This is a genomic window from Vagococcus humatus (assembly GCF_003950325.1).
Taxonomy (GTDB): Bacteria; Bacillota; Bacilli; order Lactobacillales; family Vagococcaceae; genus Vagococcus_C; species Vagococcus_C humatus.
Genome location: NZ_PXZH01000007.1, coordinates 51060 through 74942, shown reverse-complemented (window position 1 = coordinate 74942; position 23883 = coordinate 51060). Strand labels below are relative to the sequence as shown.

The following is a 23883-nucleotide window of genomic DNA, read 5'->3' as shown; positions in this document are numbered from 1 at the left end:
GATATTCCCTCCTTCAAGAAAGTCTTAATCATCTTGACGTAAAGCTAAACCTAAATCACTCAGTTTAGTTTTTACTTCTTCTAATGATTTACGACCTAAGTTTCGTACTTTAATCATTTCTGGTTCAGATTTATTAGTTAGCTCTTGGACAGTGTTAATACCTGCTCTCTTCAAGCAGTTGTATGAACGAACTGATAAGTCTAACTCCTCAATAGTCATTTCCAACATTTTCTCTTTTTGAGTTTCTTCTTTTTCAACCATGATTTCAGCGTTTTTAGCTTCATCAGTTAGGTTAACAAAGATATCTAAATGCTCAGTTAAGATTTTAGCAGCTAAACTAATAGCTTCCTGTGGCATGATTGAGCCATCTGTCCATAATTCTAATGTTAGTTTGTCAAAGTCATCACGACGACCAACACGCGCATTTTCTACTTGGTAGTTAACACGTTTTACTGGTGTGTAAATAGAATCGACAGGCAATACACCAATTGGCATATCTTCTTTTTTGTTTTCGTCAGCTTGGACATATCCACGGCCTGGTTTCACAACCAAACGAGCATGGAATGTTGCTCCTTCAGCGACGGTACAAATATATAAATCTTTATTTAAAATTTCTACATCACTGTCCGTAATAATATCGCCTGCAGTAACAGTCGCTGGACCAGTAACATCAATTTCAAGGGATTTTTCTTCTTCAGCGAAAAGCTTTAATGCTAAACCTTTAATATTCAAAATAACTTGTGTTACGTCTTCTCTAACGCCTTCGATAGTAGAAAACTCATGTAGCACACCATCAATTTGTAAATTGGTAATAGCTGCTCCTGGTAAAGAAGATAGTAAAATACGACGAAGAGAATTACCTAAAGTAGTCCCGTAACCTCTCTCTAGTGGCTCGATGACGAACTTGCCATAATCTCTATCCTCATCAATTTTTGTGATTCTTGGCTTTTCAAATTCAATCATTCTTATCTATACCCCTTTCAAAACGAAAAGTGTCTGTTCAATGACGTTCTTAGTTCAAGCTCAAAATGAAAGACTCTCATTAAACACGACGGCGTTTTGGAGGGCGGCATCCATTATGAGGAACTGGAGTGACGTCACGAATTGCTGTCACTTCTAACCCTGTTGCTTGTAATGAACGAATTGCTGCTTCACGTCCTGAACCAGGGCCCTTAACAGTTACTTCAACATTATTCATACCATATTCCATTGCAACTTTACCTGCTGCTTCTGCTGCCATTTGAGCTGCAAAAGGAGTAGATTTTTTACTTCCTTTAAAACCTAATGAACCTGCTGATGACCAAGAAATAGCATTTCCGTGTACATCTGTGATCATTACAATTGTGTTATTGAAAGTAGAATGAATATGAGCGATACCTGCTTCAACATTCTTTTTAATACGGCGTTTTCTACTTACTTTTTTTGCTTTTGCCATGAAGATCTTTACCTCCTTCACTTAATTCTCTAATTATTTTTTCTTACCTGCAATTGAACGTGCTGGACCTTTACGAGTGCGTGCGTTATTTTTAGTATTTTGCCCACGAACTGGTAAACCATGACGGTGGCGCATACCTCTGTATGATCCGATTTCGATTAATCGTTTAACGTTTAGGTTAATTTCACGACGTAAATCACCTTCAACTTTAACTTTATCAACTTCCGCACGGATTTTATCTAATTGATCATTTGTTAATTCGCGTACACGAATATCTTCTGATACTCCTGCATTTGCTAAGATTTGTTTCGCAGTTGTTTTTCCAATACCATAAATATATGTTAATGAAATAACGATGCGTTTGTCACGAGGGACGTCTACTCCTGCAATACGAGCCATTTATGTTACACCTCCTATAGATTAACCTTGACGTTGTTTATGTTTTGGATTTTCGCAAATAACCATAACGCGTCCTTTACGACGAATTACTTTGCATTTTTCACAAATTGGTTTTACTGATGGTCTTACTTTCATGATTATACCTCCTTAGATTTGACGGAGTACAATTATTTAAAGCGATAAGTGATGCGACCCCGTGATAAATCATACGGTGATAACTCCACAGTCACTTTATCTCCTGGAAGAATACGAATATAGTGCATTCTGATTTTACCAGAAACATGTGCTAAAATTTCGTGTCCATTTTCCAATTGTACTTTAAACATTGCGTTAGGCAAAGTTTCAACGACAGTACCTTCAATTTCAATCACATCTTCTTTCGCCACAAACAGTACCTCCCTTAACTAGTTCTTTGAACACAACAAAAAATAGTGATTAAGTAATCACTTACTCTATGATTAAAAATATGTAATAGTAATGAATAATTTCATGACTAGACTGAAATATTTTATCATACTATTCTATATTTGACAAGATTTAAAGAACTTCTAATGAATACTAGTAACAGATGTGGCAAAAAAATTAAAGTTGGTCAATAATGTTTTTAACATCATCAAAAACTTCATCTATTTTGCGATTGCCATCAATAGTATGTAGAAGATTTGCATTATCATAGAATTTTAAAATTGGTTCGCTGTTTTTTATATTGACAGCTAAACGATTTTTAACTGTTGCTGGTTTATCATCTTCACGTTGATAGAAATCATGACCACCACAACGGTCACAAGTTCCTTCTACTTTTGGAGGGTTATTCACTTTATGATAAGTAGCTCCACAAGTACGGCAGATAAATCTACCAGCTAAACGTTCAACTAACACATCTTCTTCAACATGAATGTTGATAACTGCATCAATACTTTTGTCTAACTCTTGCAAAATCTCGCTTAAAGCGTGAGTTTGTTCAATCGTACGAGGAAATCCATCTAGTAAAAATCCTTTTTCCGTATCAGGTTGAGCTAAGCGTTCTTTTACGATGCCATTTGTGACAACATCTGGAACTAATTCACCTTTATCGATATATGATTTTGCTTCTAAGCCTAATGCTGTTTCATTTTTCATAGCAGCGCGGAACATATCTCCAGTAGAAATATGTGGAATGTCGTAAGTATCAATGATTCTTTCGGCTTGTGTTCCTTTTCCAGCGCCTGGTAGTCCCATAATAATGAGATTCATAAGTGTGCCTCCTTAAGTTCGAGTTAGTGTTGAGGTCCTTACCTCAACACACTGCTCTTACTCCACAATAAAGCCAACATATTTTCGCTTCATCATTAATCCTTCTAATTGTTTAGTCGTTTCAAGTGCAACACCAATTGCAATTAATAAACTAGTTCCACCTAAACCAATAGATTTAGGTAAGTTCCATAGGTTAGTTGCAATAACTGGTACAATTGCCACACCGGCTAAGAATACAGAACCAACTGTACTCAAGCGCACTAATATAGAAGAAATATAATCTTCTGTTCCTTTTCCTGGACGAATACTTGGAATATAACTTCCTTGTTTCTGAAGATTTTCTGCTACTTTCTCAGGATTTACTTGTACAAACGCGTAAAAGAATGTGAAAGCAACAATTAATACCGTATATAAAATACCACCTGGCAGTGTTGCGTAGTTAAATAACTCAGTTAACACTTTAAACCAAGTTTCTGATCCTTTAGATGCTGCAAACAAATGCATAATAGCACTTGGTGTTGCGATCAAAGAACTAGCAAAGATAACTGGAATAACACCAGCAGCATTTACTTTTAACGGTAAATAACTACTTTGAGGTGCTCCTGCTACTCGCTTAGTATATTGTATTGGTATTTTTCTTTCCGCTTGTTGGACATAAGTTACAATTGACACAATAAGTAAAATCGAAAGGATTAATACTAGGACAAAAATAACAGATTTCCACATATCTTTAGGTTCAATACGCACGAAATATCGTTTGTATATATCCATTACCCCACTTGGTAATCTGGAAACAATCCCAGCAAAGATAATCATAGAAACACCATTACCAATTCCCTTTTCAGTGATCTGCTCACCCATCCAAGTTACTAGCATTGTTCCAGCTGTTAAGATAATCCCAACCGTAATAAATGTTGTAGCATTTGGAGTTTTAACAAACCCAAAGTTACTAAATTGGTTAAATCCTGCAGTAATTGCAATAGACTGGATAAAAGCTAAAACAAGTGTTAAGTATCGCGTCGCTTGATTTAACTTACGACGACCAACTTCCCCTTGTTTTGACCATTCTACAAATTTAGGCACAATGTCCATTTGTAGTAACTGAATAACAATAGATGCTGTGATATAAGGAGAAACCCCCATAGCAAATAATGAAAAGTTTTGCATAGCACTACCACTTACAGTGTTTAACATTGTAAATAGTGGATTGTCACTTAGCTTAGCTAAGGCACGTGCATCAACACCTGGAACCGTAATATGAGCTCCTACACGGAAAGCAAATAATACGAATAAAGTAAAGAGAATCTTATTTCGAAGATCTTTCACTTTAAAGGCATCTTTTAGTAATTTAAACATTAAATCACCTCAGCAGTTCCGCCTACAGCTTCAATAGCGGCTTTAGCACTAGCTGAAAACTTAGCAGCTTTAACAGTAAGTTTTTTGTTTAATTCACCTTTAGCTAATACTTTAACTCCTGATTTTTCATTGTTGATAATACCTTTTTCAAGTAAAACGGTAGGAGTTACTTCTGTACCATCTTCAAAGACATTTAAACTGTCTAAGTTCACAATAGCATAATCTTTACGATTAATATTTGTGAATCCACGTTTTGGCAAACGTCTGAATAAAGGTGTTTGTCCACCTTCAAAGCCTAGACGAACGCCACCACCTGAACGAGATTTTTGTCCTTTTTGACCACGGCCAGCTGTTTTACCATTACCAGATGAAGTTCCACGACCTACACGGTTACGTACATGTCTTGAACCTTCAGAAGGTTTTAATTCATGAAGTTTCATTACTCGGCACCTCCTCTATAAAAATTTCAATCTTTTATTTAATTATTAAACGCGCTCTACATCCACTAGATGTGAAACAGTATTAATCATGCCTTTGATAGCATCATTTTCTGGCTTAATTACTGTGCTATTTAGTTTAGTTAAACCTAAAGATTTCACTGTATCACGTTGGTTTTGAGGACGTCCAATAACACTACGTTTTAAAGTAATTTTTAATTCTGACATAGTTGTGTCCTCCTTATCCTAAAATTTCTTCTACAGATTTTCCGCGAAGTTCAGCTACTTCTTCTGCACGTTTTAAGCGTGATAACCCTTCGATTGTTGCACGAATAACGTTAATTGGTGTGTTTGAGCCTAATGATTTACTTGTAACATCAGCTACACCAGCAAGTTCTAAGATAGCACGAACTGGGCCACCAGCAGCAACTCCTGAACCGGCTACAGCAGGTTTCATCAAGATGTTTCCACCGCCGAATATACCGATAACTTCGTGAGGGATTGTAGAACCAACCATTGGCACTTCAATTAAGTTTTTCTTCGCATCTTCGATTGCTTTACGGATTGCTTCTGGAACTTCTTGAGCTTTACCAGTACCAAATCCAACGTGACCATTTCTATCACCTACTACAACTAAAGCAGCAAAACGTAGACGACGTCCACCTTTAACAACTTTTGTTACACGGTTAATAGAAACGACACGGTCTTCTAATTCCAAACCTTTTGGATCAATATAAACCATGAATGGTGTTCCTCCTTCTCCTAAAATTCTAGTCCATTTTCACGTGCTGCTTCAGCTAATGCTGCTACACGGCCATGGTAAAGGTATCCACCACGGTCAAAGACTACTTCTTTAACACCTTTTTCAGTTGCTTTTTTAGCAACTGATGCACCTACAGCTGCAGCTGCGTCTGTTTTATTTCCACCTGAAATATCTTTATCTAAGGTAGAGGCACTTGCTAGCGTCACACCCGCTACGTCATCAATAACTTGAGCGTAGATGTTTTTGTTAGAACGGAAAACGTTCAAGCGTGGGCACTCAGCAGTACCAGAGATTTTTGTACGGACACGTTGATGTCTCTTTTGACGTACTTTGTTTTTATCTGGTTTTTGAATCACAATTGTCACCTCTTCATAAGCTTTATAAGCTTTTATTATTTACCTGTTTTACCTTCTTTACGTCTTACATATTCACCAACATAGCGAATACCTTTACCTTTATAAGGTTCTGGAGGACGTACTCCACGAATGTTAGCTGCTAATTCGCCAACATGTTCTTTGTTAGCACCTTTAATAACAACTTGTGTATTAGATGGTACTTCAATTGTAATACCTTCTGGCATGTTAAACTCAACTGGATGAGAGTATCCAACGTTTAAAACAAGTTTTTGACCTTGTAATTGGGCACGGTATCCAACCCCGATAAGTTCTAATGCTTTTTCAAAGCCTTCACTAACACCTACAACCATGTTGTTAAAGTTAGCACGGGCAGTTCCGTGTAATGTACGGTTTTGTTTACTATCGTTAGGACGAGTGAATGTCACTTCGTTGCCTTCCATGTTCATTGTAATTTCTGAAGGGAAAACACGTGTTAATTCACCTTTTGGTCCTTTAACTGTAATTTTACTTCCATCTTGTGTTATTTCAACACCTGCAGGAATGATAACTGTTTTATTACCAATACGGCTCACTCAAGACACCTCCTTAACTGTTTTTCTTATTACCAAACGTATGCGATAACTTCGCCGCCAATATTACGTTCTCTTGCTTCTTTATCAGTTAAAACACCTTCAGAAGTAGAGATAATAGCAATACCTAAACCATTTAATACTTTTGGCACTTCATCAGCTTTTACATAAGCTCTTAGACCTGGTTTAGAAATACGTTTTAAGTTAGTAATTACGCGCTCGTCGTTTTTACCATATTTAAGGAATACGCGGATGATTCCTTGTTTGTCATCTTCAATATATTCAACATCGCGAACAAAACCTTCACGTTTCAAGATTTCAGCGATATCATGTTTGATTTTTGAAGCAGGTACTTCTAACATTTCGTGTTTTACCATGTTGGCATTACGAATTCTTGTTAAAAAATCTGCAATTGGATCTGTCATGACCATGAATGATTTACCTCCTTTTTTGCGAGTTAATTTTACCAGCTAGCTTTCTTCACGCCGGGAATTTGACCTTTGTGGGCAAGTTCGCGGAAGCAAATACGGCAAAGTTTAAATTTACGATAAACTGAATGTGGACGGCCACAACGTTCACAACGAGTATATTCTTGAGTTGAGAATTTTGCAGGGCGTTTATTTTTAGCAATCATTGATTTTTTAGCCACGTAGTTCGCCTCCTTTAATTATTTTTGGAATGGCATTCCAAGTTGTTGTAACAATTCGCGACCTTCTTCGTCAGAGTTAGCAGTTGTTACGATAACAATATCCATACCTCTTACTTTGTCGACTAAATCATAATCGATTTCAGGGAAGATTAATTGTTCTTTAACTCCTAAAGTGTAGTTACCACGTCCATCGAACGCTTTTTTACTTACACCGTGGAAGTCACGTACACGAGGTAGAGAAACACTTACTAGTTTGTCTAAGAATTCATACATTCTTTCTCCACGTAACGTTACTTTACAGCCAATAGGCATGCCTTCACGTAAACGGAAACCAGCAATTGATTTTCTAGCTTTTGTAATCACAGGTTTTTGACCAGCGATTAGTGTTAATTCTTCCACTGCTTTATCTAAGTTTTTTGTATTAGATACTGCATCACCAACACCCATATTAATTACGATCTTTTCTAATTTAGGTGTTTGCATAACAGAACTATAATTAAATTTCTCCATTAAAGCTGGAGTAACTTCATTAAGATATTTTTCTTTTAGGCGGTTCATTCGATAGGTCCCTCCTTCCATCACTTACTTATTTATCTAAAATTTCACCTGTTTTTTTAGAAACACGAACTTTTTTACCGTCAACATCTTTATGACCGACACGAGTTGGTTCCCCGTTAGATGGGTCAATCACCATTACGTTAGACACGTGAATTGGTGCTTCTGTTTCAACGATTCCGCCTTGAGGAGCTACAGCGCTAGGCTTTTCGTGTTTTTTGATCATGTTAACACCTTCAACGATGACACGATCTTTTTTAGGAAGAGCAGTTAATACTACGCCTTCTTTACCTTTATCTTTACCAGAGATAACTTTTACTTTATCGCCTTTTTTTACAAACATTTAATTCGCACCTCCTTCAACCAAAGTATTTATTATAAAACTTCTGGTGCTAGTGAGATAATTTTCATAAAGTTGCTATCGCGTAGTTCGCGGGCAACTGGTCCAAAGATACGAGTTCCTCTTGGACTTTTATCGTCACGAATAATCACACATGCATTTTCGTCAAATTTAATATATGAACCATCTGGACGGCGAGCGCCTGATTTAGTTCTTACAATAACAGCTTTTACTACATCACCTTTTTTAACAACTCCGCCTGGCGTTGCTTGTTTAACAGAACAAACAATAATATCACCAATATTAGCTGTTTTACGGCCTGATCCTCCTAAAACTTTGATAGCTAGGACTTCACGAGCACCTGAGTTGTCTGCGACTTTTAAGCGGCTTTCTGTTTGGATCACTTTCGTATCCTCCTTTCAGACATAACTTTCAATCTTTATAGGAAAATTTGCATTAAATAATTACGGATTCTTCTACTACCTCTACTAAACGGAAACGTTTTGTAGCGGATAATGGACGAGTTTCCATAATTTTAACGATGTCTCCTGTTTTTGCAACATTGTTTTCGTCATGTGCTACATATTTTTTAGAATATTTCACACGTTTACCATATTTTTTGTGTGTTTTGCGTGTTTCTACAACAACAACAATTGTTTTGTCCATTTTATCGGAAACAACACGACCTTGGTAAACTTTACGTTCATTTCTTTCTTGAGTCATTCGCGTATGGCCTCCTTCCAATTATTAGTTAGATTGTTCACGCAAAACAGTTTTGATGCGTGCAATCGATCTGCGCACTTCTTGAATGCGAGCTGTATTTTCTAGTTGCCCTGTAGCAAGTTGGAATCTTAAGTTGAATAATTCTTCTTTAAATTCCTTTTCTTTTTCTAACATTTCGGCAGTGGTTAATTCTCTGATATCTTTAACCTTCATTCGATTCACCACCCATTTCCTCACGTTTTACAAATTTAGTACGGATTGGTAATTTGTGTGATGCAAGTCTTAATGCTTCGCGAGCTGTTTCTTCTGGAACACCAGCGATTTCAAATAAGATTTTACCACGTTTAACTGGAGCAACCCATCCTTCTGGAGCCCCTTTACCAGAACCCATACGTACACCAATAGCTTTGGCTGTGTATGATTTGTGAGGGAAAATTTTAATCCATACTTTCCCACCACGTTTCATGTGACGAGTCATAGCAATACGAGCAGCTTCGATTTGACGGTTTGTGATCCATTTTGAATCCAATGCTTGTAAACCATATTCACCAAAAGATACTTCTTTACCGCCTTTAGCTTCACCACGCATTTTACCTCTAAATTCACGACGATGTTTAACACGTTTAGGTACTAACATTGATTATTTCCCTCCTTTCTCAGTGTTTTTGATTTCAGGAAGAATGTCTCCACGATAAATCCACACTTTAACTCCTAGTTTTCCGTATGTTGTGTCTGCTTCTTCCCAAGCATAGTCAATATCGGCACGTAATGTATGCAATGGAACTGTTCCTTCTGAATAACCTTCAGAACGAGCAATATCTGCACCATTTAAACGACCAGATACTAATGTTTTAATACCTTGAGCCCCTGAACGCATTGTGCGTGTGATAGCTTGTTTTTGTGCACGACGGAATGCTACACGGTTTTCTAATTGACGTGCAATTCCTTCTGCCACTAATTTAGCATCTAAATCAGGTTTTTTAATTTCAACGATATTTATATGAACTCTTTTACCAGTTAATTTATTTAACTCTTTACGTAAGCTTTCTACTTCAGATCCGCCTTTACCAATTACCATCCCTGGTTTAGCCGTGTGAATTGAAACATTTACGCGGTTTGCAGCACGTTCAATTTCAACTGTAGACACAGCGGCATCAGCAAGTTTAGTTGCAATAAATTTACGGATTTTAAGGTCTTCGTGTAAGTAAGTAGCAAATTCTTTTTCAGCATACCACTTAGCTTCCCAGTCACGAATAACGCCTACACGCATTCCAATTGGATTTATTTTTTGGCCCACTGGTTGTCCCTCCTCTTATTTTTCTGTCACTACTACAGTAATGTGACTAGTTCTTTTGTTGATTGGTGAAGCTGATCCTTTTGCACGTGGACGGAACCGTTTCATAGTTGGTCCTTCGTTTACAAAAGCTTCAGATACTACCAAGTTTTCAACATCTAAATCAAAGTTATTTTCTGCGTTAGCAACTGCTGACATCAATACTTTTTCAACTAATGCTGCAGCTTTGTTTGGAGTAAATTTCAAAATTGAAATAGCTTCCGCTACACTTTTCCCTCTGATTAAATCAATAACGATACGCGCTTTACGAGGTGAAGTACGAACTGTTTTTGCAGTTGCTTTTGCTGATGTAATTTGAGTAGTCATGTTCTATATCCTCCCCTCAATAATTAACGAACTGTTTTTTTGTCATCGCCAGAGTGGCCACGAAATGTTCTTGTTGGTGCAAATTCACCTAATTTATGTCCAACCATGTCTTCTTGAATATAAACTGGTACATGCTTTCTTCCATCGTATACTGCGATTGTGTATCCTACAAAGTTTGGGAAAATTGTAGAACGGCGTGACCATGTCTTAATTACTTTTTTCTTTTGTAAATCTTTTTGAGCTTCAACTTTATTCATTAAATGCTCATCTACAAAAGGTCCTTTCTTCAAACTACGTCCCATGGTGAACCTCCTCTCGAATTATCCGGTATATTTTACCATGTAAGTTCTATTGTTTATCTATTTATTTTTACGACGACGAACAATAAGTTTGTCTGATTTTGCTTTTTTACTACGAGTTTTGTAACCCAATGTTGGTTTACCCCATGGAGTAACTGGTGAAGGCATACCGATTGGTGCACGGCCTTCCCCACCACCGTGTGGGTGATCGTTCGGGTTCATTACGCTACCACGTACTGTTGGGCGTTTACGCATCCAACGGCTACGTCCAGCTTTACCAATGTTAATTAATTCATGTTGCTCATTACCTACAGCACCGATAGTTGCACGGCAAGTGGCTAAGATCATACGAACTTCACCTGAATTCAAGCGAACTAATACGTATTTACCTTCTCTACCTAATACTTGTGCACTAGTTCCAGCAGAACGAATTAATTGTCCGCCTTTACCAGGTTTCATTTCGATGTTATGGATAACAGTACCAACTGGAATATTAGCAAGTGGTAATGTATTACCTAATTTAATATCTGCTTCTGGTCCAGAAACAACGCGGTCACCCACTTTGATTCCTTTTGGAGCAAGAATATAAGATTTAACACCATCTACATAGTGAATTAATGCAATGTTAGCAGAACGATTTGGATCGTATTCAACTGTTTTAACAACAGCTACTACATTGTCTTTATTACGTTTAAAATCGATTAAACGGTATTGACGTTTATGACCGCCACCTTGATGACGAACTGTAATACGGCCGTTGTTGTTACGACCAGCATTGTTTTTTGAAGCTTGTAACAATGATTTTTCAGGTTTAGCTGTAGTAATCTCAGCAAAGTCTGAAGTTGTCATATTACGGCGTCCGTTAGTGGTTGGTTTGTATTTTTTAATCGCCACGTCTTTTCCCTCCTATTACATTCTAGAGTTATCTGAGATTATTCAGCGTCGAATAATTGAATATCTTTTGAATCTTCTGTTAAAGTCACAATTGCTTTGCGACGTTTATTTGTATATCCTGCATAGCGGCCCATGCGTTTTAATTTTGGTTTAACGTTTAAAATGTTAACATTTTTAACTTTAACATCAAAAGCAGCTTCTACAGCTTGTTTAACCAAAGTTTTATTAGCACCTACAGCAACTTCAAAGACATATTTCTTCTCATCCATAGCTGTCATTGATTTTTCAGTGATAACTGGGCGTTTGATTACGTCTAGTAATTCCATTATGCAAGCACCTCCTCTAATTGAGTAAGAGCAGCTTGAGTCATAATCATCTTGTCGTTAGAAACTACGTCTAACACACTTACGTTGTCTGCTTCTACTACAGAAACATTCGCTAAGTTACGAGCTGATAATGCTGCAAAATCGTTGCCTTTTTCAAGAACAACTAAAACTTTTGTATCTACATCTAATTTAGTTAAGATTTCTTTAAAATCTTTTGTTTTTGGAGCGTCAAAGTTCAATGTTTCAATAATCATCATGCTATCGTCAGCTACTTTTGCTGATAATACAGATTTCATTGCTAAACGACGAACTTTTCTAGGAAGTTTGTAACCATATGAACGTGGTGTTGGGCCGAATACTACGCCACCTCCGCGCCATTGTGGTGAGCGAATAGAACCTTGTCTAGCTCTTCCTGTTCCTTTTTGACGCCATGGTTTGCGTCCACCACCGCTTACCGCACTACGGTTTTTAACGGCATGTGTTCCTTGTCTTAATGAAGCACGTTGCATAATGATTGCATCATATACAACACTTTCATTTGGTTCGATACCGTAAATAGCGTCGTTTAATGTTACTTCACCATTTTTAGTACCATCTTGTTTAAATAATGCTACAGTAGGCATTTTTTAGTTCCTCCTTTCCTACAACGATTATTTAGCAGCCTTGTCAGCTACTTGAATTTGAACTAATGATTTTTTAGAACCTGGTACATTACCTTTAATAAGGATAACGTTTTTGTCTGCGTCAACGCGCACAATTTCAAGATTGCTAATTGTTACACGGTCGCCACCCATTTGACCAGCTAATTTTTTCTGTTTCATTACTCTATTAGGATCAACTGGACCCATAGACCCAGGACGACGGTGGTAACGAGAACCGTGGCTCATTGGCCCACGTGATTGACCATGGCGTTTGATAACCCCTTGGTATCCTTTACCTTTCGTAGTACCTGTTACATTAACAATGTCTCCAGCTTGGAAAACATCCACGTTAATTTCTTTACCTACTTCATATTCTCCTAGCTCAACATCTGTAAATTCTCTAATGAAGCGCTTAGGAGTCGTATTTGCTTTCGCAACATGACCTTTTGCAGGTTTATTAGCTAAAATTTCACGCATATCTTGGTAACCTAATTGAACAGCTTCGTAGCCATCGTTTTCCATTGTTTTAACTTGTAAAACAACGTTTGGAGTAGCTTCGATTACAGTTACGGGAATTAATTCACCATTTTCTGTGAAGATTTGAGTCATACCTACTTTTCTTCCTAAGATTCCTTTGGTCATGAGTACACCTCCAGTTTGTTATTATAGTTTGATTTCAATATTTACCCCACTAGGTAAGTCAAGCTTCATTAAAGCATCAACTGTCTTCTGTGTAGGGTTCACAATGTCGATTAGACGTTTGTGAGTTCGCATTTCGAATTGTTCACGTGAGTCTTTGTATTTATGAGTTGCACGGATAACTGTAAACAATGAACGTTCAGTTGGTAGTGGAATTGGACCAGACACGTTTGCTCCAGTTCTTTTTGCAGTTTCCACAATTTTATCCGATGCTTGATCTAAAATACGATGTTCATACGCTTTTAAACGGATACGAATTTTTTGTTTTGCCATTTGTTTTCCCTCCTCGCCTATTTTAAAAGTAGACATAGCTCCACGAAAATTTCCAACAGCCTGTCCATGGCAATGCTCCCAGGCGTGTCGCAACCTCTCGCTTCAACGCCAGCGGAACTTTCATAAGATCCTCGTGTCTCTCACTTATCTTTTATGGAGAACACCTTTAATAGTGTACTAAACAACCAAGGATTTGGCAAGCTTTTTAGCAAAGTTTTTTTAACTTTTCCATAAAACCGTTTTCGTTCTTTACAAAAACAAAAAAAGAGTCGAGAATTTTCTCGACTCTTTAAAATAATTAAATTATTTTTCGATTGTTGATACAACACCTGAACCAACAGTACGTCCGCCTTCACGAATTGAGAAACGAGTTCCTTCTTCGATAGCGATTGGGTGGATTAATTCAACGTCGATTGTAACGTTGTCTCCAGGCATAACCATTTCAGTACCTTCTGGTAATTCAATTACTCCAGTAACGTCAGTTGTACGGAAGTAGAATTGAGGACGGTAGTTTGTGAAGAATGGAGTATGACGTCCACCTTCTTCTTTAGATAAAACATAAACTTCAGCTGCGAATTTTGTATGAGGTGTAATAGTACCAGGTTTAGCTAATACTTGTCCACGTTCGATATCTTCACGAGAAACACCACGTAATAACGCACCAATGTTGTCTCCAGCTTCAGCGTAGTCTAATAATTTACGGAACATTTCAACACCTGTAACAGTTGTTGTAGATGTTTGTTCAGCAATCCCAACGATTTCAACTTCGTCACCGACTTTAACAGTACCACGTTCAACACGGCCTGTTGCAACAGTACCACGACCAGTAATTGAGAATACATCTTCCACTGGCATCATGAATGGTTTGTCATGGTCACGTTCTGGAGTTGGGATGTAAGCATCAACTTCAGCCATTAAGTCTAAGATTTTTTGTTCGTAAGCTTCGTCACCTTCTAAAGCTTTAAGAGCTGAACCAGCAACGATTGGAGTATCATCGCCTGGGAAGTCGTATTCTGATAATAGGTCACGAACTTCCATTTCAACTAATTCTAATAATTCTTCGTCGTCAACCATATCCATTTTGTTTAAGAAAACAACAATGTATGGTACACCAACGTTACGTGATAATAGAATGTGTTCACGTGTTTGTGGCATAGGGCCATCAGCAGCAGATACTACTAAGATAGCTCCGTCCATTTGAGCAGCACCAGTGATCATGTTTTTAACGTAGTCCGCGTGTCCTGGGCAGTCAACGTGAGCGTAGTGACGTGTTTCTGTTTCATATTCAATATGTGAAGTACTGATTGTAATTCCACGTTCTTTTTCTTCTGGAGCGTTATCGATGTCAGCGTAGTTTTGAGCTTCGCCGCCTCCATGTTTTGCTAATACAGTTGCAATAGCAGCTGTTAATGTAGTTTTACCATGGTCAACGTGTCCAATTGTACCAATATTAACGTGTGGTTTAGAACGATCGTATTTTGCTTTAGCCATTCTGTAATTCCTCCTAGTAATAAAAGTATGATTATTTTTTAATATATCGATTAAGAACTTAAAAAGTTCATCATCTCATATGATTTGATTGTAATACATTGCCATTACTTTTGGCAACACCTATTAGTTAGCAGAACCACCATGTTTTTTGATGATTTCTTCTTGAATAGATTTTGGAACTTCTTCGTAGTGGTCAAATGTCATAGTGAACACACCGCGTCCTTGTGTTGAAGAACGTAATGTAGTTGCATAACCAAACATTTCTGAAAGTGGAACCATCGCACGTACTACTTGCGCATTACCGCGAGCTTCCATACCTTCAACGCGTCCACGACGAGCTGTAACGTGTCCCATAACGTCTCCTAAGTAATCTTCAGGAATAACGATTTCGATAGCCATTACTGGTTCTAAGATAACAGGGTTTGCTTTCTTAGCAGCAGCACGTAGCGCCATAGAAGCAGCTACACGGAAGGCTGTTTCGTTTGAGTCCACATCATGGTAAGAACCATCGTAAAGTTTTGCTTTGATGTCTACTAATGGATATCCAGCTAACACACCGTTTTCCATTGAGTCTTTCAAACCAGTCTCTACAGCAGGGATGTATTCACGAGGAACTACCCCACCAACGATAGCATTTTCAAATTCAAAACCGCCGCCTTCTTCGTTAGGTGTAAATTCAACCCATACGTGTCCGTATTGACCTTTACCACCTGACTGACGTACAAATTTACCTTCTGCTTGTGTAGCAGATTTAAATGTTTCACGGTAAGAAACTTGAGGAGCACCAACGTTAGCTTCTACTTTAAATTCACGTTTCATACGGTCTACGATAACGTCTAAGTGAAGCTCACCCATACCAGCGATAATAGTTTCACCAGTTTCTTGGTTAGTTGTTGCACGGAAAGTTGGATCTTCTTCTGAAAGTTTTTGTAAAGCAACGCCCATTTTATCTTGGTCAGCTTTTGATTTAGGTTCAATCGCTACTTCGATAACTGGTTCTGGGAATTCCATTGATTCAAGAATAACTGGATGTTTTTCATCACACAATGTATCTCCTGTTGCAGTATCTTTCAAACCAACTGCTGCAGCAATATCTCCTGAGTATACAGTTGGAATTTCATGACGAGCATTCGCATGCATTTGTAGAATACGACCAACACGTTCACGTTTGTCTTTAGAAGCATTTTTCACGTATGATCCAGCTTCTAATGTACCAGAGTACACACGGAAGAATGTTAAACGACCTACGAATGGGTCAGTCATTACTTTAAATGCTAAAGCTGCAAATGGTGCGTCATCAGTTGAAGGACAAGATACTTCTTCTCCAGTATCTGGATCAGTACCTTTAATGTCAGCAACTTCTGTTGGAGCTGGTAAGAAGTCAATAACGCCATCAAGCATTAATTGAACCCCTTTATTTTTGAAGGCTGTACCACAGTAAACTGGGTAGAATTCTACAGCGATAGTTGCGCGGCGAATAGCAGCACGTAACTCATCTTCTGAAATTTCTTCACCTTCTAAATATTTCTCCATTAACGCTTCATCAGTATCAGCTACTGCTTCAATTAATTTTTCACGCCATTCTTGAGCTTGTTCAAGATATTCTTCTGGAACTTCTTCCTCGCGGATATCTGTTCCTAAGTCATTTGCATAAATTTCAGCTTTCATTGTGATTAAATCAATAATCCCAGTGAAGTTGTCTTCTGCTCCAATTGGTAATTGAACTGGATGAGCGTTTGCTTGTAAACGGTCATGTAATGTACCAACAGAGTATAAGAAGTCCGCACCAATTTTATCCATTTTGTTAATGAATACAATACGAGGAACTCCGTAAGTAGTAGCTTGACGCCAAACTGTTTCTGTTTGAGGCTCAACACCTGATTGAGCATCTAAAACTGTTACAGCACCATCAAGTACACGTAATGAACGTTCAACTTCAACAGTGAAGTCTACGTGTCCAGGTGTGTCAATAATATTAACACGGTAACCTTTCCAGTGAGCTGTTGTTGCAGCTGATGTAATTGTAATACCACGTTCTTGCTCTTGTTCCATCCAGTCCATTTGTGAAGCTCCATCATGAGTTTCACCAATTTTATGAATTTTACCTGTGTAGTATAAAATACGTTCAGTTGTCGTTGTTTTCCCAGCGTCAATGTGGGCCATAATACCCAAGTTACGAGTTTTTTCTAAAGGATATTCTCTAGGCATTCTTGTGTTTCTCCTCTCACTTGTGCTAAAAATCTTTTATTTATCATGTCATCTGCTTATTAGTAACAGTGTTTCTTTTCTAAAAGCAGAGAGGATTTTACCAACGGTAATGAGCAAACGCTCTGTTGGCTTCAGCCATTTTATGGACATCTTCACGTCTCTTAACAGATGCACCACTGTTGTTAGCAGCATCCATTAATTCTTTTGCTAAACGTTGTTCCATTGTATGTTCTCCGCGTAAACGAGAGAAGTTAACAATCCAACGTAGAGCTAAAGTAATTTGACGTTCTGGACGAACTTCAACGGGTACTTGGTAGTTAGAACCACCTACACGACGAGCTTTAACTTCTAAAACAGGTTTAACGTTCTCTAAAGCTTGTTCAAAAACTTCAATTGGATCGTTTCCTGTGGATTCTTTGATTACATCAAATGCGCTATACACAATAGATGCAGCAGTTCCGCGTTTACCATCAACCATTACACGGTTAATTAAACGAGTCACTTCTTCTGAATGAAACATAGGATCTGGTAAAACTTCACGTTTTGTGACAGGACCTTTTCGAGGCATTCAAAATTCCTCCTTCCAAATATTTTTTATATGTATTTAAGTAAGTTGATTTTTCTTATATATAAGAAAGCTTCAATTAAGCTTTAGGTTTTTTAGCACCGTATTTAGAGCGGCTTTGTTTACGATCAGTCACTCCAGCAGTATCTAAAGCTCCACGTACGATATGGTAACGTACCCCTGGTAAGTCTTTTACACGTCCACCACGAATAAGAACAACACTATGTTCTTGTAAGTTGTGTCCGATTCCTGGGATATAAGCAGTTACTTCAATGCTGTTTGATAAACGAACACGAGCATATTTACGTAACGCTGAGTTAGGTTTTTTAGGTGTCATAGTTCCTACACGAGTACAAACTCCACGCTTTTGAGGAGAATTTGTATCAGTAAAAGATTTTTTCAAACTATTGTAGCCTTTTCCTAATGCAGGTGAGTCTGATTTAGTAGTTTTTGATTGACGTGATTTACGAATCAATTGGTTAATTGTTGGCATTCTTTTTCCTCCTTCCTCACATTTGTTTCTAGTACCACACATCCTGGTGGTTCATTTTTTTGACAAAAAAGAATGCAAGTAATCTTGCAGTCACTTTGTAAATGCTTTTCAAGACAGTCAGCACGTCTTTTAAGAGACCTGTACTTAAAGCACCTTAAAAAGCTTATCATATACAATTTAACCTGTCAACAATTTTTCATTTATTTTTTTATATGTCCCTATTCATGGAAAATATCTCACAAAAGATAAAAAATCTGAAAGAATTCAAGAAAACGCCTACCAATTTAAGCTAATTATCAGTACAATAGTTAATTGTAAATCATATATTGTTGGAGGTTATCATGAATTTAAAAGAAATGGTTGGTATCGAAGCAGCAAAACATGTTAAAAGTGGCATGGTGGTAGGTTTAGGAACAGGTTCAACTGCCTATTATATGGTGGAAGAAATTGGCCGTCGGATGAAAGAAGAAGGCTTAGATATTGTCGGAGTAACGACTTCTTCTGCAACAGAAAATCAAGCAAAAGAATTAGGCATCCCCCTAAAAAGTATTGATGAAGTGTCACACGTTGATTTAACTATTGACGGAGCGGATGAAATTAGTCAAGCTTTTAACGGTATTAAAGGTGGCGGAGCTGCTCTTTTATTTGAAAAAATTGTGGCAACCTATTCTAAGAAAGTCATTTGGATTGTGGATCAATCTAAAATGGTAGAAGACTTAGGTAAATTTCCATTACCTGTAGAAGTCATTCCTTATGGTTCAGACCAGCTTATGCGTTTGTTTACGGAAAAAGGGTTACATCCTGTTTTACGTCAAGATGAACAAAAAAATATCGTGAAAACAGATAGTCAAAACTACATTATTGACTTACATCTAGAACAAATTAAAGATCCAGATGAATTAGCTAATTGGTTAGATAAACAAGTAGGCGTGGTTGAACACGGGTTATTCTTACATATGGTTGATACAGTTATCGTTGGGTATGAAGACGGTCCGAAAACTCTACAAGCAACTAAGTAAATGAAACAAAATTAGAATGAGGAAGGAATTTGTTTAATGCATACGCCAGATGAGATTGTTGATATTAGTATTAATATGGGAGTCAAAAAAGTACATAAACCTTTATTATCAAAATTAATTTTAGGGTTTATTGGAGGAGCTATGATTTCCCTTGGCTATTTAGCCTACATTCGAGTTATTTCTTCGGTAGCTCATGAATGGGGAAGTTTTGCTAGTTTAATTGGAGCTAGTGTCTTTCCAATTGGTTTAATTGTTATTTTGCTAGCTGGAGGCGAGTTAATCACAGGAAATATGATGGCTGTCTCTATTGCTTGGTACAATAAAAAAGTAACTGGTAAACAACTACTTCAAAATTGGGTAGTGATCACACTAGCCAACTTAGTCGGCGCACTATTTGTCGCTTACTTTTTTGGTCACCTTGTAGGATTAACTAGTAGTGGCGTCTTTTTAGAAGAAACTATTGCAGTTGCTCAGTCAAAAGTAGCGGCTACGCCATTACAAGCGATTATCTCTGGAATCGGCTGTAACTGGTTTGTTGGTCTTTCTCTGTGGTTATGCTACGGAGCAAAAGACGGTGCTGGAAAAATTTTAGGCACTTGGTTCCCTGTTATGGTTTTTGTTGCCATTGGTTTTCAGCATAGTGTGGCAAATATGTTTGTCATTCCTGCCGCTATTTTTGAAGGCGGAGCTACTTGGGGACAATTTATTCAAAATGTTATTCCAGTGTACTTTGGTAATATTATTGGTGGAGCTGTTTTTGTCAGCGGAGCTTATTACGTTAGTCTAAAACATCACTAAAAGCCATGTCACTCCTAATCACTTTTCTTGGATATTTTCTGAAAAGAAGGTACAATATAGGTGTTATAAGGATACTTAAACACATAGGAGTGAATAATATGGCAAAATTAGTCTTTGTTCGTCATGGTGAAAGCCAATGGAATGCTTTAAACCAGTTTACTGGTTGGGTGGATGTAGATCTAAGTGAAAAAGGAACGGAAGAAGCAAAAACGGCTGGACATAAAATCAAAGAAGCTGGTATTGCGCTAGACGTTGCTTATACATCTGTGTTGAAACGTGCGATTAAAACTTGTCATTATATTTTAGAAGAATCTGATCAATTGTGGGTACCTGAATATAAATCTTGGCGTCTAAATGAACGTCACTATGGAGCTTTACAAGGATTAAACAAAAAAGAAACAGCTGATAAATACGGAGCAGACCAAGTCCAATTATGGCGTCGGTCTTATGACACATTGCCTCCATTATTAGCCGAAGACGATCCTGAATCTGCTGTTAACGATCGTCGTTATCAACACTTAGACAGACGAGTGATCCCTGGCGGAGAAAACTTAAAAGTGACTTTAGAACGGGCAATTCCTTACTGGGACGACTTTATTGCACCTAGCTTAATTGATGGTAAAAATGTTTTAGTTGCCGCTCATGGTAATTCACTAAGAGCCTTAACCAAACACCTAGAAAATATTTCAGATGATGATATTATGGGCGTTGAAATTCCAACTGGCCAACCAATTGTTTATGAATTAGATGAACAATTAAATATTATCTCTAAATCAACCCTTTAAAACTAATAAAAAAGAGAGCCTTTTTCAAGGTTCTCTTTTTTATTTTCTAATTTAAATACCTTGAGTTAAACAATTTTCATAAATAGCTCTAACATCTTTTACAGCTAAAGGTACATAGGCTGTTGTTGCTAACGTACTATGTTCTACTGCTTTTTCAGCCATTAACTGCAAGTTATCTTCTGGAATACCCACTTCTTCTAAGGTCATAGGAATACCCCAAGACACAAAGCAATCATAAAAAGCTTGAATGCCTTTTTCAGCTGTTTCAAATAAATTATCTGAATTAACTGGAATGTCCCATACATAATGAGCTAAATTAGCCATTTGTTCCACTGTGTCTTCATTTAAGATATACTTCATCCAACGTGGGGTTAAAATAGCTAGACCGATCCCATGAGTAATGTCATAAAAAGCACTTAACTCATGTTCCATTGGGTGACAACTCCAAGTCCCAACTTTCCCTCGACCAGTTAAACCATTTAAGGCTAATGTACTGGACCACATTAAATTAGCCCGTGCTTCATAATTATCTGGTTGTTTTAGCGCTTGTGGGGCATAGTTGATTACTGTTCGCATTATTCCCTCAGAAATTCTATCTTGGACATAAGCTCCTTTATTTTGACTAAAATAGTTTTCTAATAAATGACTTAAAATATCCACTGAACCTGCTGCTGTATGTTTAGTTGGCACTGTATAAGTATAAGTTGGATCTAAAATAGACACTTTAGGAATCATTAAAACAGAATGAATACCTAATTTTTCATTTGTTTCAACATTGGTAATTACTGCTCCCCAGTTCATTTCAGACCCAGTTGCTGCCATTGTTAATACTGTAAATAATGGCAATGTTTTAGTAATCAAACTAGAATCTTTCGTAAAATCCCATGGACTGCCTTCATAGAACACACCAGCTGAAATAGCTTTTGAACAGTCAATGGTAGAGCCTCCACCAATAGCAATAATTCCTTCTATTTGATGATCTCGGCATAATTTAACGCCTTTTTCAACTGTTTCTAAACGAGGATTTGGTTCTACCCCACTTAGTTCAGTTATTTCAAACCCTTGTTCAGTTAATAATGTGGTAGCTTGATCATAAATGCCATTACGTTTGATACTTCCTCCGCCATAAACAAGCAATACTCGTTTACCATAAGGGGCAATACTCTGTGGTAATTTTTTGATTTGATCTTTTCCAAAATAGATTTTGGTTGGTGTATAAAAAGTGAAATTTTCCATAATATCCTCCGGTTCATTCATAATTGTTTAAGCAATCCTTACATTTATAGTAACAAAAAACTCAATGAATGCACATGAAAAGATTCATGGCTTTCATTGAGTTTTTCTTGATTAAGCTTGAATAAGCGTTTCTAACGCAACAATAATCATTTCATCAAAGGTTTTTTGACGTTCTTCAGAAGTGGTTTCTTCCCCAGTTAACATGTGATCACTCACTGTCATAATCCCTAGGGCTTGGACTTGGAATTTAGCTGCTAAATAGTATAAAACTGCCGCTTCCATTTCAATTCCTAAAACGCCGTACTCCCCTAATCGGAAAGTATCCTCTAAACTATCTTTATAAAAAACATCATCAGATAAAACATTCCCAACATGGGTAGTAAAACCATGTTCTTTTGCAATTTGATAAGATTTTAACAACAAGTCAAAATCCGCAATTTGCGGAAAATCATATTTAGGAAAATCATTTCGAATCATAGAAGAAGGAGTTGCAGCTGCTTGAGCTAAAACTAAATCACGCACATGGACATCTTTTTGAATTGAGCCACATGTTCCTACACGTACTAATTGTTTCACATCATATTCACGGATTAATTCATTGATATAAATAGCTGCAGAAGGCATTCCCATCCCAGTTCCTTGAACAGAAACAGGGACTCCTTTATATGTTCCTGTAAATCCTAGCATACCTCTTACTTCATTATACAAAGTAGCATTTTCTAAAAAATGCTCTGCAATATATTTTGCCCGTAATGGATCTCCAGGCAGTAAGATTTTTTCAGCAATTTCTCCAGGTTTTGCCCCAATATGAACACTCATGACAGTTTCTCCTTTATCTTATAGATTAGCTAATGTTTGTTTGATTAATGATTTAAAATCAGCTTTGACACGTTCAGTTGTTTCAACTACTTCTTTATGGTTTAAAGTAGCTTGCATTCCTGCCGCTAAATTAGTCACACAAGTAACACCTAAGACACGCATACCCATGTGACGAGCTACAATAACTTCTGGTACTGTTGACATACCTACAGCATCTGCTCCCATTAAACGAGCCATTCTAACTTCTGCTGGAGTTTCGTAGGTTGGACCTGAAAATCCCATGTAAACCCCTTGTTGTAAAGTGATTTTTAATTCTGTTGCAACAGAACGAGCTACTTTGCCGTATTCTTTGTCAAAGGCTTCAGACATGTCAGGGAAACGAGGTCCTAAGTTTTCATCATTAGCACCAATTAATGGATTAGCTCCCATAAAGTTAATTTGATCGGTAATAAGCATTAAGTTACCTGGTGTAAATGAAGTATTAACTCCACCAGCTGCATTAGTTACCACTAATGAGTGAGCACCTAAAGCTTTCATTACTCGAACTGGGAAAGTAACTATTTCCATAGTGTTTCCTTCGTAATAGTGGAAACGACCTTGCATAGCTAACACTTTTTTACCAGCTAATTCACCGTAAACTAGTTGCCCTGCATGTCCAACAACAGTAGATACAGGGAAGTTTGGGATGTTTTCGTATTTAATAATAATAGGTTCGCTAATTTCATTAGCTAGTTCACCTAAACCAGAACCTAAGATTAAACCAAAATCGACGTCAGTCACTCCTTGTTCTTTGATATACGCTGCTGTTTGTTGTAATTTTTCACTTAATGTTGTCATGTTAGAAACTCCTTTTTATTTTGTT

38 protein-coding genes are annotated in these 23883 nt (G+C 37.4%); 3 read left to right on the top strand and 35 right to left on the bottom strand.

Features of this window, described 5'->3' with window-relative positions; genetic code table 11:
• Positions 1-24 precede the first annotated feature (24 nt).
• The 32 genes from C7P63_RS09750 to rpsL all read right to left on the bottom strand — a co-directional run bounded on the left by C7P63_RS09750 (position 25) and on the right by rpsL (position 18364).
• Positions 25-963, bottom strand: coding sequence for a DNA-directed RNA polymerase subunit alpha (locus C7P63_RS09750; protein ID WP_125943969.1), 939 nt, complete (start codon positions 961-963; stop codon positions 25-27).
• Between the two features lie 79 nt (positions 964-1042).
• The gene (gene rpsK / locus C7P63_RS09745) at positions 1043-1435 is read right to left on the bottom strand and encodes a 30S ribosomal protein S11 (RefSeq protein WP_125943968.1); all 393 of its coding nucleotides are present in this window, start codon (positions 1433-1435) and stop codon (positions 1043-1045) included.
• Between the two features lie 33 nt (positions 1436-1468).
• Positions 1469-1834: a 30S ribosomal protein S13 gene (rpsM, locus tag C7P63_RS09740; RefSeq protein WP_125943967.1), complete on the bottom strand. Its 366-nt coding sequence runs from the start codon at positions 1832-1834 to the stop codon at positions 1469-1471.
• A gap of 21 nt (positions 1835-1855) precedes the next feature.
• Positions 1856-1969: a 50S ribosomal protein L36 gene (rpmJ, locus tag C7P63_RS09735; protein ID WP_009488082.1), complete on the bottom strand. Its 114-nt coding sequence runs from the start codon at positions 1967-1969 to the stop codon at positions 1856-1858.
• 32 nt (positions 1970-2001) lie between these two features.
• Positions 2002-2220 carry a translation initiation factor IF-1 gene (gene infA / locus C7P63_RS09730; RefSeq protein ID WP_125943966.1) on the bottom strand — a complete coding sequence of 73 codons (219 nt, stop codon included), beginning with the start codon at positions 2218-2220 and terminating at the stop codon, positions 2002-2004.
• Between the two features lie 196 nt (positions 2221-2416).
• On the bottom strand, positions 2417-3067 hold the full coding sequence (locus tag C7P63_RS09725; RefSeq protein ID WP_125943965.1) for an adenylate kinase: 651 nt from the start codon (positions 3065-3067) through the stop codon (positions 2417-2419).
• A gap of 57 nt (positions 3068-3124) precedes the next feature.
• Positions 3125-4423 carry a preprotein translocase subunit SecY gene (gene secY / locus C7P63_RS09720; protein WP_125943964.1) on the bottom strand — a complete coding sequence of 433 codons (1299 nt, stop codon included), beginning with the start codon at positions 4421-4423 and terminating at the stop codon, positions 3125-3127.
• Positions 4423-4863, bottom strand: a complete 441-nt coding sequence (gene rplO / locus C7P63_RS09715; protein ID WP_125943963.1) for a 50S ribosomal protein L15 — start codon at positions 4861-4863, stop codon at positions 4423-4425. Before rplO ends, secY begins: the two co-directional genes overlap by 1 nt.
• Before the next feature lie 45 nt (positions 4864-4908).
• Positions 4909-5088 carry a 50S ribosomal protein L30 gene (gene rpmD / locus C7P63_RS09710; protein ID WP_125943962.1) on the bottom strand — a complete coding sequence of 60 codons (180 nt, stop codon included), beginning with the start codon at positions 5086-5088 and terminating at the stop codon, positions 4909-4911.
• 13 nt (positions 5089-5101) lie between these two features.
• Positions 5102-5602 carry a 30S ribosomal protein S5 gene (rpsE, locus tag C7P63_RS09705; RefSeq protein ID WP_125943961.1) on the bottom strand — a complete coding sequence of 167 codons (501 nt, stop codon included), beginning with the start codon at positions 5600-5602 and terminating at the stop codon, positions 5102-5104.
• A gap of 20 nt (positions 5603-5622) precedes the next feature.
• Positions 5623-5979, bottom strand: a complete 357-nt coding sequence (rplR, locus tag C7P63_RS09700; protein WP_125943960.1) for a 50S ribosomal protein L18 — start codon at positions 5977-5979, stop codon at positions 5623-5625.
• Between the two features lie 35 nt (positions 5980-6014).
• Complete coding sequence (rplF, locus tag C7P63_RS09695) at positions 6015-6551, bottom strand: 50S ribosomal protein L6 (protein WP_125943959.1); 537 nt, start codon at positions 6549-6551, stop codon at positions 6015-6017.
• Positions 6552-6580: 29 nt separating this feature from the next.
• The gene (gene rpsH, locus C7P63_RS09690; RefSeq protein WP_125943958.1) at positions 6581-6979 is read right to left on the bottom strand and encodes a 30S ribosomal protein S8; all 399 of its coding nucleotides are present in this window, start codon (positions 6977-6979) and stop codon (positions 6581-6583) included.
• Between the two features lie 32 nt (positions 6980-7011).
• Entirely contained in the window at positions 7012-7197 is a 186-nt protein-coding gene (locus C7P63_RS09685) for a type Z 30S ribosomal protein S14 (protein WP_125943957.1), read from the bottom strand.
• Positions 7198-7215: 18 nt separating this feature from the next.
• Positions 7216-7755, bottom strand: a complete 540-nt coding sequence (rplE, locus tag C7P63_RS09680; RefSeq protein WP_125943956.1) for a 50S ribosomal protein L5 — start codon at positions 7753-7755, stop codon at positions 7216-7218.
• A gap of 28 nt (positions 7756-7783) precedes the next feature.
• On the bottom strand, positions 7784-8095 hold the full coding sequence (gene rplX, locus C7P63_RS09675) for a 50S ribosomal protein L24 (protein WP_125943955.1): 312 nt from the start codon (positions 8093-8095) through the stop codon (positions 7784-7786).
• A 32-nt stretch (positions 8096-8127) separates the two neighbouring features.
• A complete protein-coding gene (gene rplN, locus C7P63_RS09670) occupies positions 8128-8496 on the bottom strand; it encodes a 50S ribosomal protein L14 (RefSeq protein WP_125943954.1) in 369 nt (122 codons plus the stop codon).
• 52 nt (positions 8497-8548) lie between these two features.
• The gene (gene rpsQ, locus C7P63_RS09665; RefSeq protein WP_125943953.1) at positions 8549-8815 is read right to left on the bottom strand and encodes a 30S ribosomal protein S17; all 267 of its coding nucleotides are present in this window, start codon (positions 8813-8815) and stop codon (positions 8549-8551) included.
• 24 nt (positions 8816-8839) lie between these two features.
• On the bottom strand, positions 8840-9028 hold the full coding sequence (gene rpmC, locus C7P63_RS09660) for a 50S ribosomal protein L29 (RefSeq protein WP_125943952.1): 189 nt from the start codon (positions 9026-9028) through the stop codon (positions 8840-8842).
• Positions 9018-9452 (bottom strand): 50S ribosomal protein L16, encoded by a 435-nt coding sequence (gene rplP, locus C7P63_RS09655; RefSeq protein WP_125943951.1) that lies wholly within the window; start codon positions 9450-9452, stop codon positions 9018-9020. The genes rpmC and rplP overlap by 11 nt, the downstream gene beginning before the upstream one ends.
• A gap of 3 nt (positions 9453-9455) precedes the next feature.
• Complete coding sequence (gene rpsC, locus C7P63_RS09650) at positions 9456-10112, bottom strand: 30S ribosomal protein S3 (RefSeq protein ID WP_125943950.1); 657 nt, start codon at positions 10110-10112, stop codon at positions 9456-9458.
• Between the two features lie 15 nt (positions 10113-10127).
• On the bottom strand, positions 10128-10475 hold the full coding sequence (rplV, locus tag C7P63_RS09645) for a 50S ribosomal protein L22 (RefSeq protein WP_125943949.1): 348 nt from the start codon (positions 10473-10475) through the stop codon (positions 10128-10130).
• 23 nt (positions 10476-10498) lie between these two features.
• Positions 10499-10777 (bottom strand): 30S ribosomal protein S19, encoded by a 279-nt coding sequence (gene rpsS / locus C7P63_RS09640; RefSeq protein ID WP_125943948.1) that lies wholly within the window; start codon positions 10775-10777, stop codon positions 10499-10501.
• Positions 10778-10834: 57 nt separating this feature from the next.
• The gene (rplB, locus tag C7P63_RS09635) at positions 10835-11668 is read right to left on the bottom strand and encodes a 50S ribosomal protein L2 (RefSeq protein WP_125943947.1); all 834 of its coding nucleotides are present in this window, start codon (positions 11666-11668) and stop codon (positions 10835-10837) included.
• Positions 11669-11706: 38 nt separating this feature from the next.
• Positions 11707-11994, bottom strand: a complete 288-nt coding sequence (gene rplW, locus C7P63_RS09630) for a 50S ribosomal protein L23 (protein WP_125943946.1) — start codon at positions 11992-11994, stop codon at positions 11707-11709.
• Positions 11994-12617 (bottom strand): 50S ribosomal protein L4, encoded by a 624-nt coding sequence (gene rplD / locus C7P63_RS09625; RefSeq protein ID WP_125943945.1) that lies wholly within the window; start codon positions 12615-12617, stop codon positions 11994-11996. The genes rplW and rplD overlap by 1 nt, the downstream gene beginning before the upstream one ends.
• Positions 12618-12644: 27 nt before the next feature.
• Positions 12645-13277 carry a 50S ribosomal protein L3 gene (gene rplC, locus C7P63_RS09620; RefSeq protein ID WP_125943944.1) on the bottom strand — a complete coding sequence of 211 codons (633 nt, stop codon included), beginning with the start codon at positions 13275-13277 and terminating at the stop codon, positions 12645-12647.
• 21 nt (positions 13278-13298) lie between these two features.
• Entirely contained in the window at positions 13299-13607 is a 309-nt protein-coding gene (rpsJ, locus tag C7P63_RS09615) for a 30S ribosomal protein S10 (RefSeq protein ID WP_125943943.1), read from the bottom strand.
• A 303-nt stretch (positions 13608-13910) separates the two neighbouring features.
• Entirely contained in the window at positions 13911-15098 is a 1188-nt protein-coding gene (gene tuf / locus C7P63_RS09610; protein ID WP_125943942.1) for an elongation factor Tu, read from the bottom strand.
• Positions 15099-15221: 123 nt separating this feature from the next.
• Complete coding sequence (gene fusA / locus C7P63_RS09605; RefSeq protein WP_125943941.1) at positions 15222-17306, bottom strand: elongation factor G; 2085 nt, start codon at positions 17304-17306, stop codon at positions 15222-15224.
• Positions 17307-17403: 97 nt separating this feature from the next.
• Entirely contained in the window at positions 17404-17874 is a 471-nt protein-coding gene (gene rpsG / locus C7P63_RS09600) for a 30S ribosomal protein S7 (protein WP_125943940.1), read from the bottom strand.
• Between the two features lie 76 nt (positions 17875-17950).
• Positions 17951-18364: a 30S ribosomal protein S12 gene (gene rpsL, locus C7P63_RS09595; RefSeq protein ID WP_125943939.1), complete on the bottom strand. Its 414-nt coding sequence runs from the start codon at positions 18362-18364 to the stop codon at positions 17951-17953.
• A gap of 341 nt (positions 18365-18705) precedes the next feature.
• Here rpsL and rpiA point away from each other — a divergent pair, with 341 nt between their 5' ends.
• From rpiA to C7P63_RS09580, 3 genes are all read left to right on the top strand, one after another.
• Positions 18706-19383: a ribose-5-phosphate isomerase RpiA gene (rpiA, locus tag C7P63_RS09590; protein ID WP_125943938.1), complete on the top strand. Its 678-nt coding sequence runs from the start codon at positions 18706-18708 to the stop codon at positions 19381-19383.
• Between the two features lie 36 nt (positions 19384-19419).
• Positions 19420-20181 carry a formate/nitrite transporter family protein gene (locus tag C7P63_RS09585; protein ID WP_125943937.1) on the top strand — a complete coding sequence of 254 codons (762 nt, stop codon included), beginning with the start codon at positions 19420-19422 and terminating at the stop codon, positions 20179-20181.
• 98 nt (positions 20182-20279) lie between these two features.
• Positions 20280-20966, top strand: a complete 687-nt coding sequence (locus C7P63_RS09580; RefSeq protein ID WP_125943936.1) for a 2,3-diphosphoglycerate-dependent phosphoglycerate mutase — start codon at positions 20280-20282, stop codon at positions 20964-20966.
• Positions 20967-21017: 51 nt separating this feature from the next.
• Here C7P63_RS09580 and C7P63_RS09575 read toward each other — a convergent pair whose 3' ends face one another.
• The 3 genes from C7P63_RS09575 to C7P63_RS09565 form a co-directional block, all read right to left on the bottom strand.
• Entirely contained in the window at positions 21018-22202 is a 1185-nt protein-coding gene (locus C7P63_RS09575) for an iron-containing alcohol dehydrogenase (RefSeq protein WP_125943935.1), read from the bottom strand.
• A gap of 111 nt (positions 22203-22313) precedes the next feature.
• Positions 22314-23021, bottom strand: coding sequence for a purine-nucleoside phosphorylase (deoD, locus tag C7P63_RS09570; protein ID WP_125943934.1), 708 nt, complete (start codon positions 23019-23021; stop codon positions 22314-22316).
• An 18-nt stretch (positions 23022-23039) separates the two neighbouring features.
• Positions 23040-23858 carry a purine-nucleoside phosphorylase gene (locus C7P63_RS09565; protein ID WP_125943933.1) on the bottom strand — a complete coding sequence of 273 codons (819 nt, stop codon included), beginning with the start codon at positions 23856-23858 and terminating at the stop codon, positions 23040-23042.
• Positions 23859-23883: the final 25 nt, after the last annotated feature.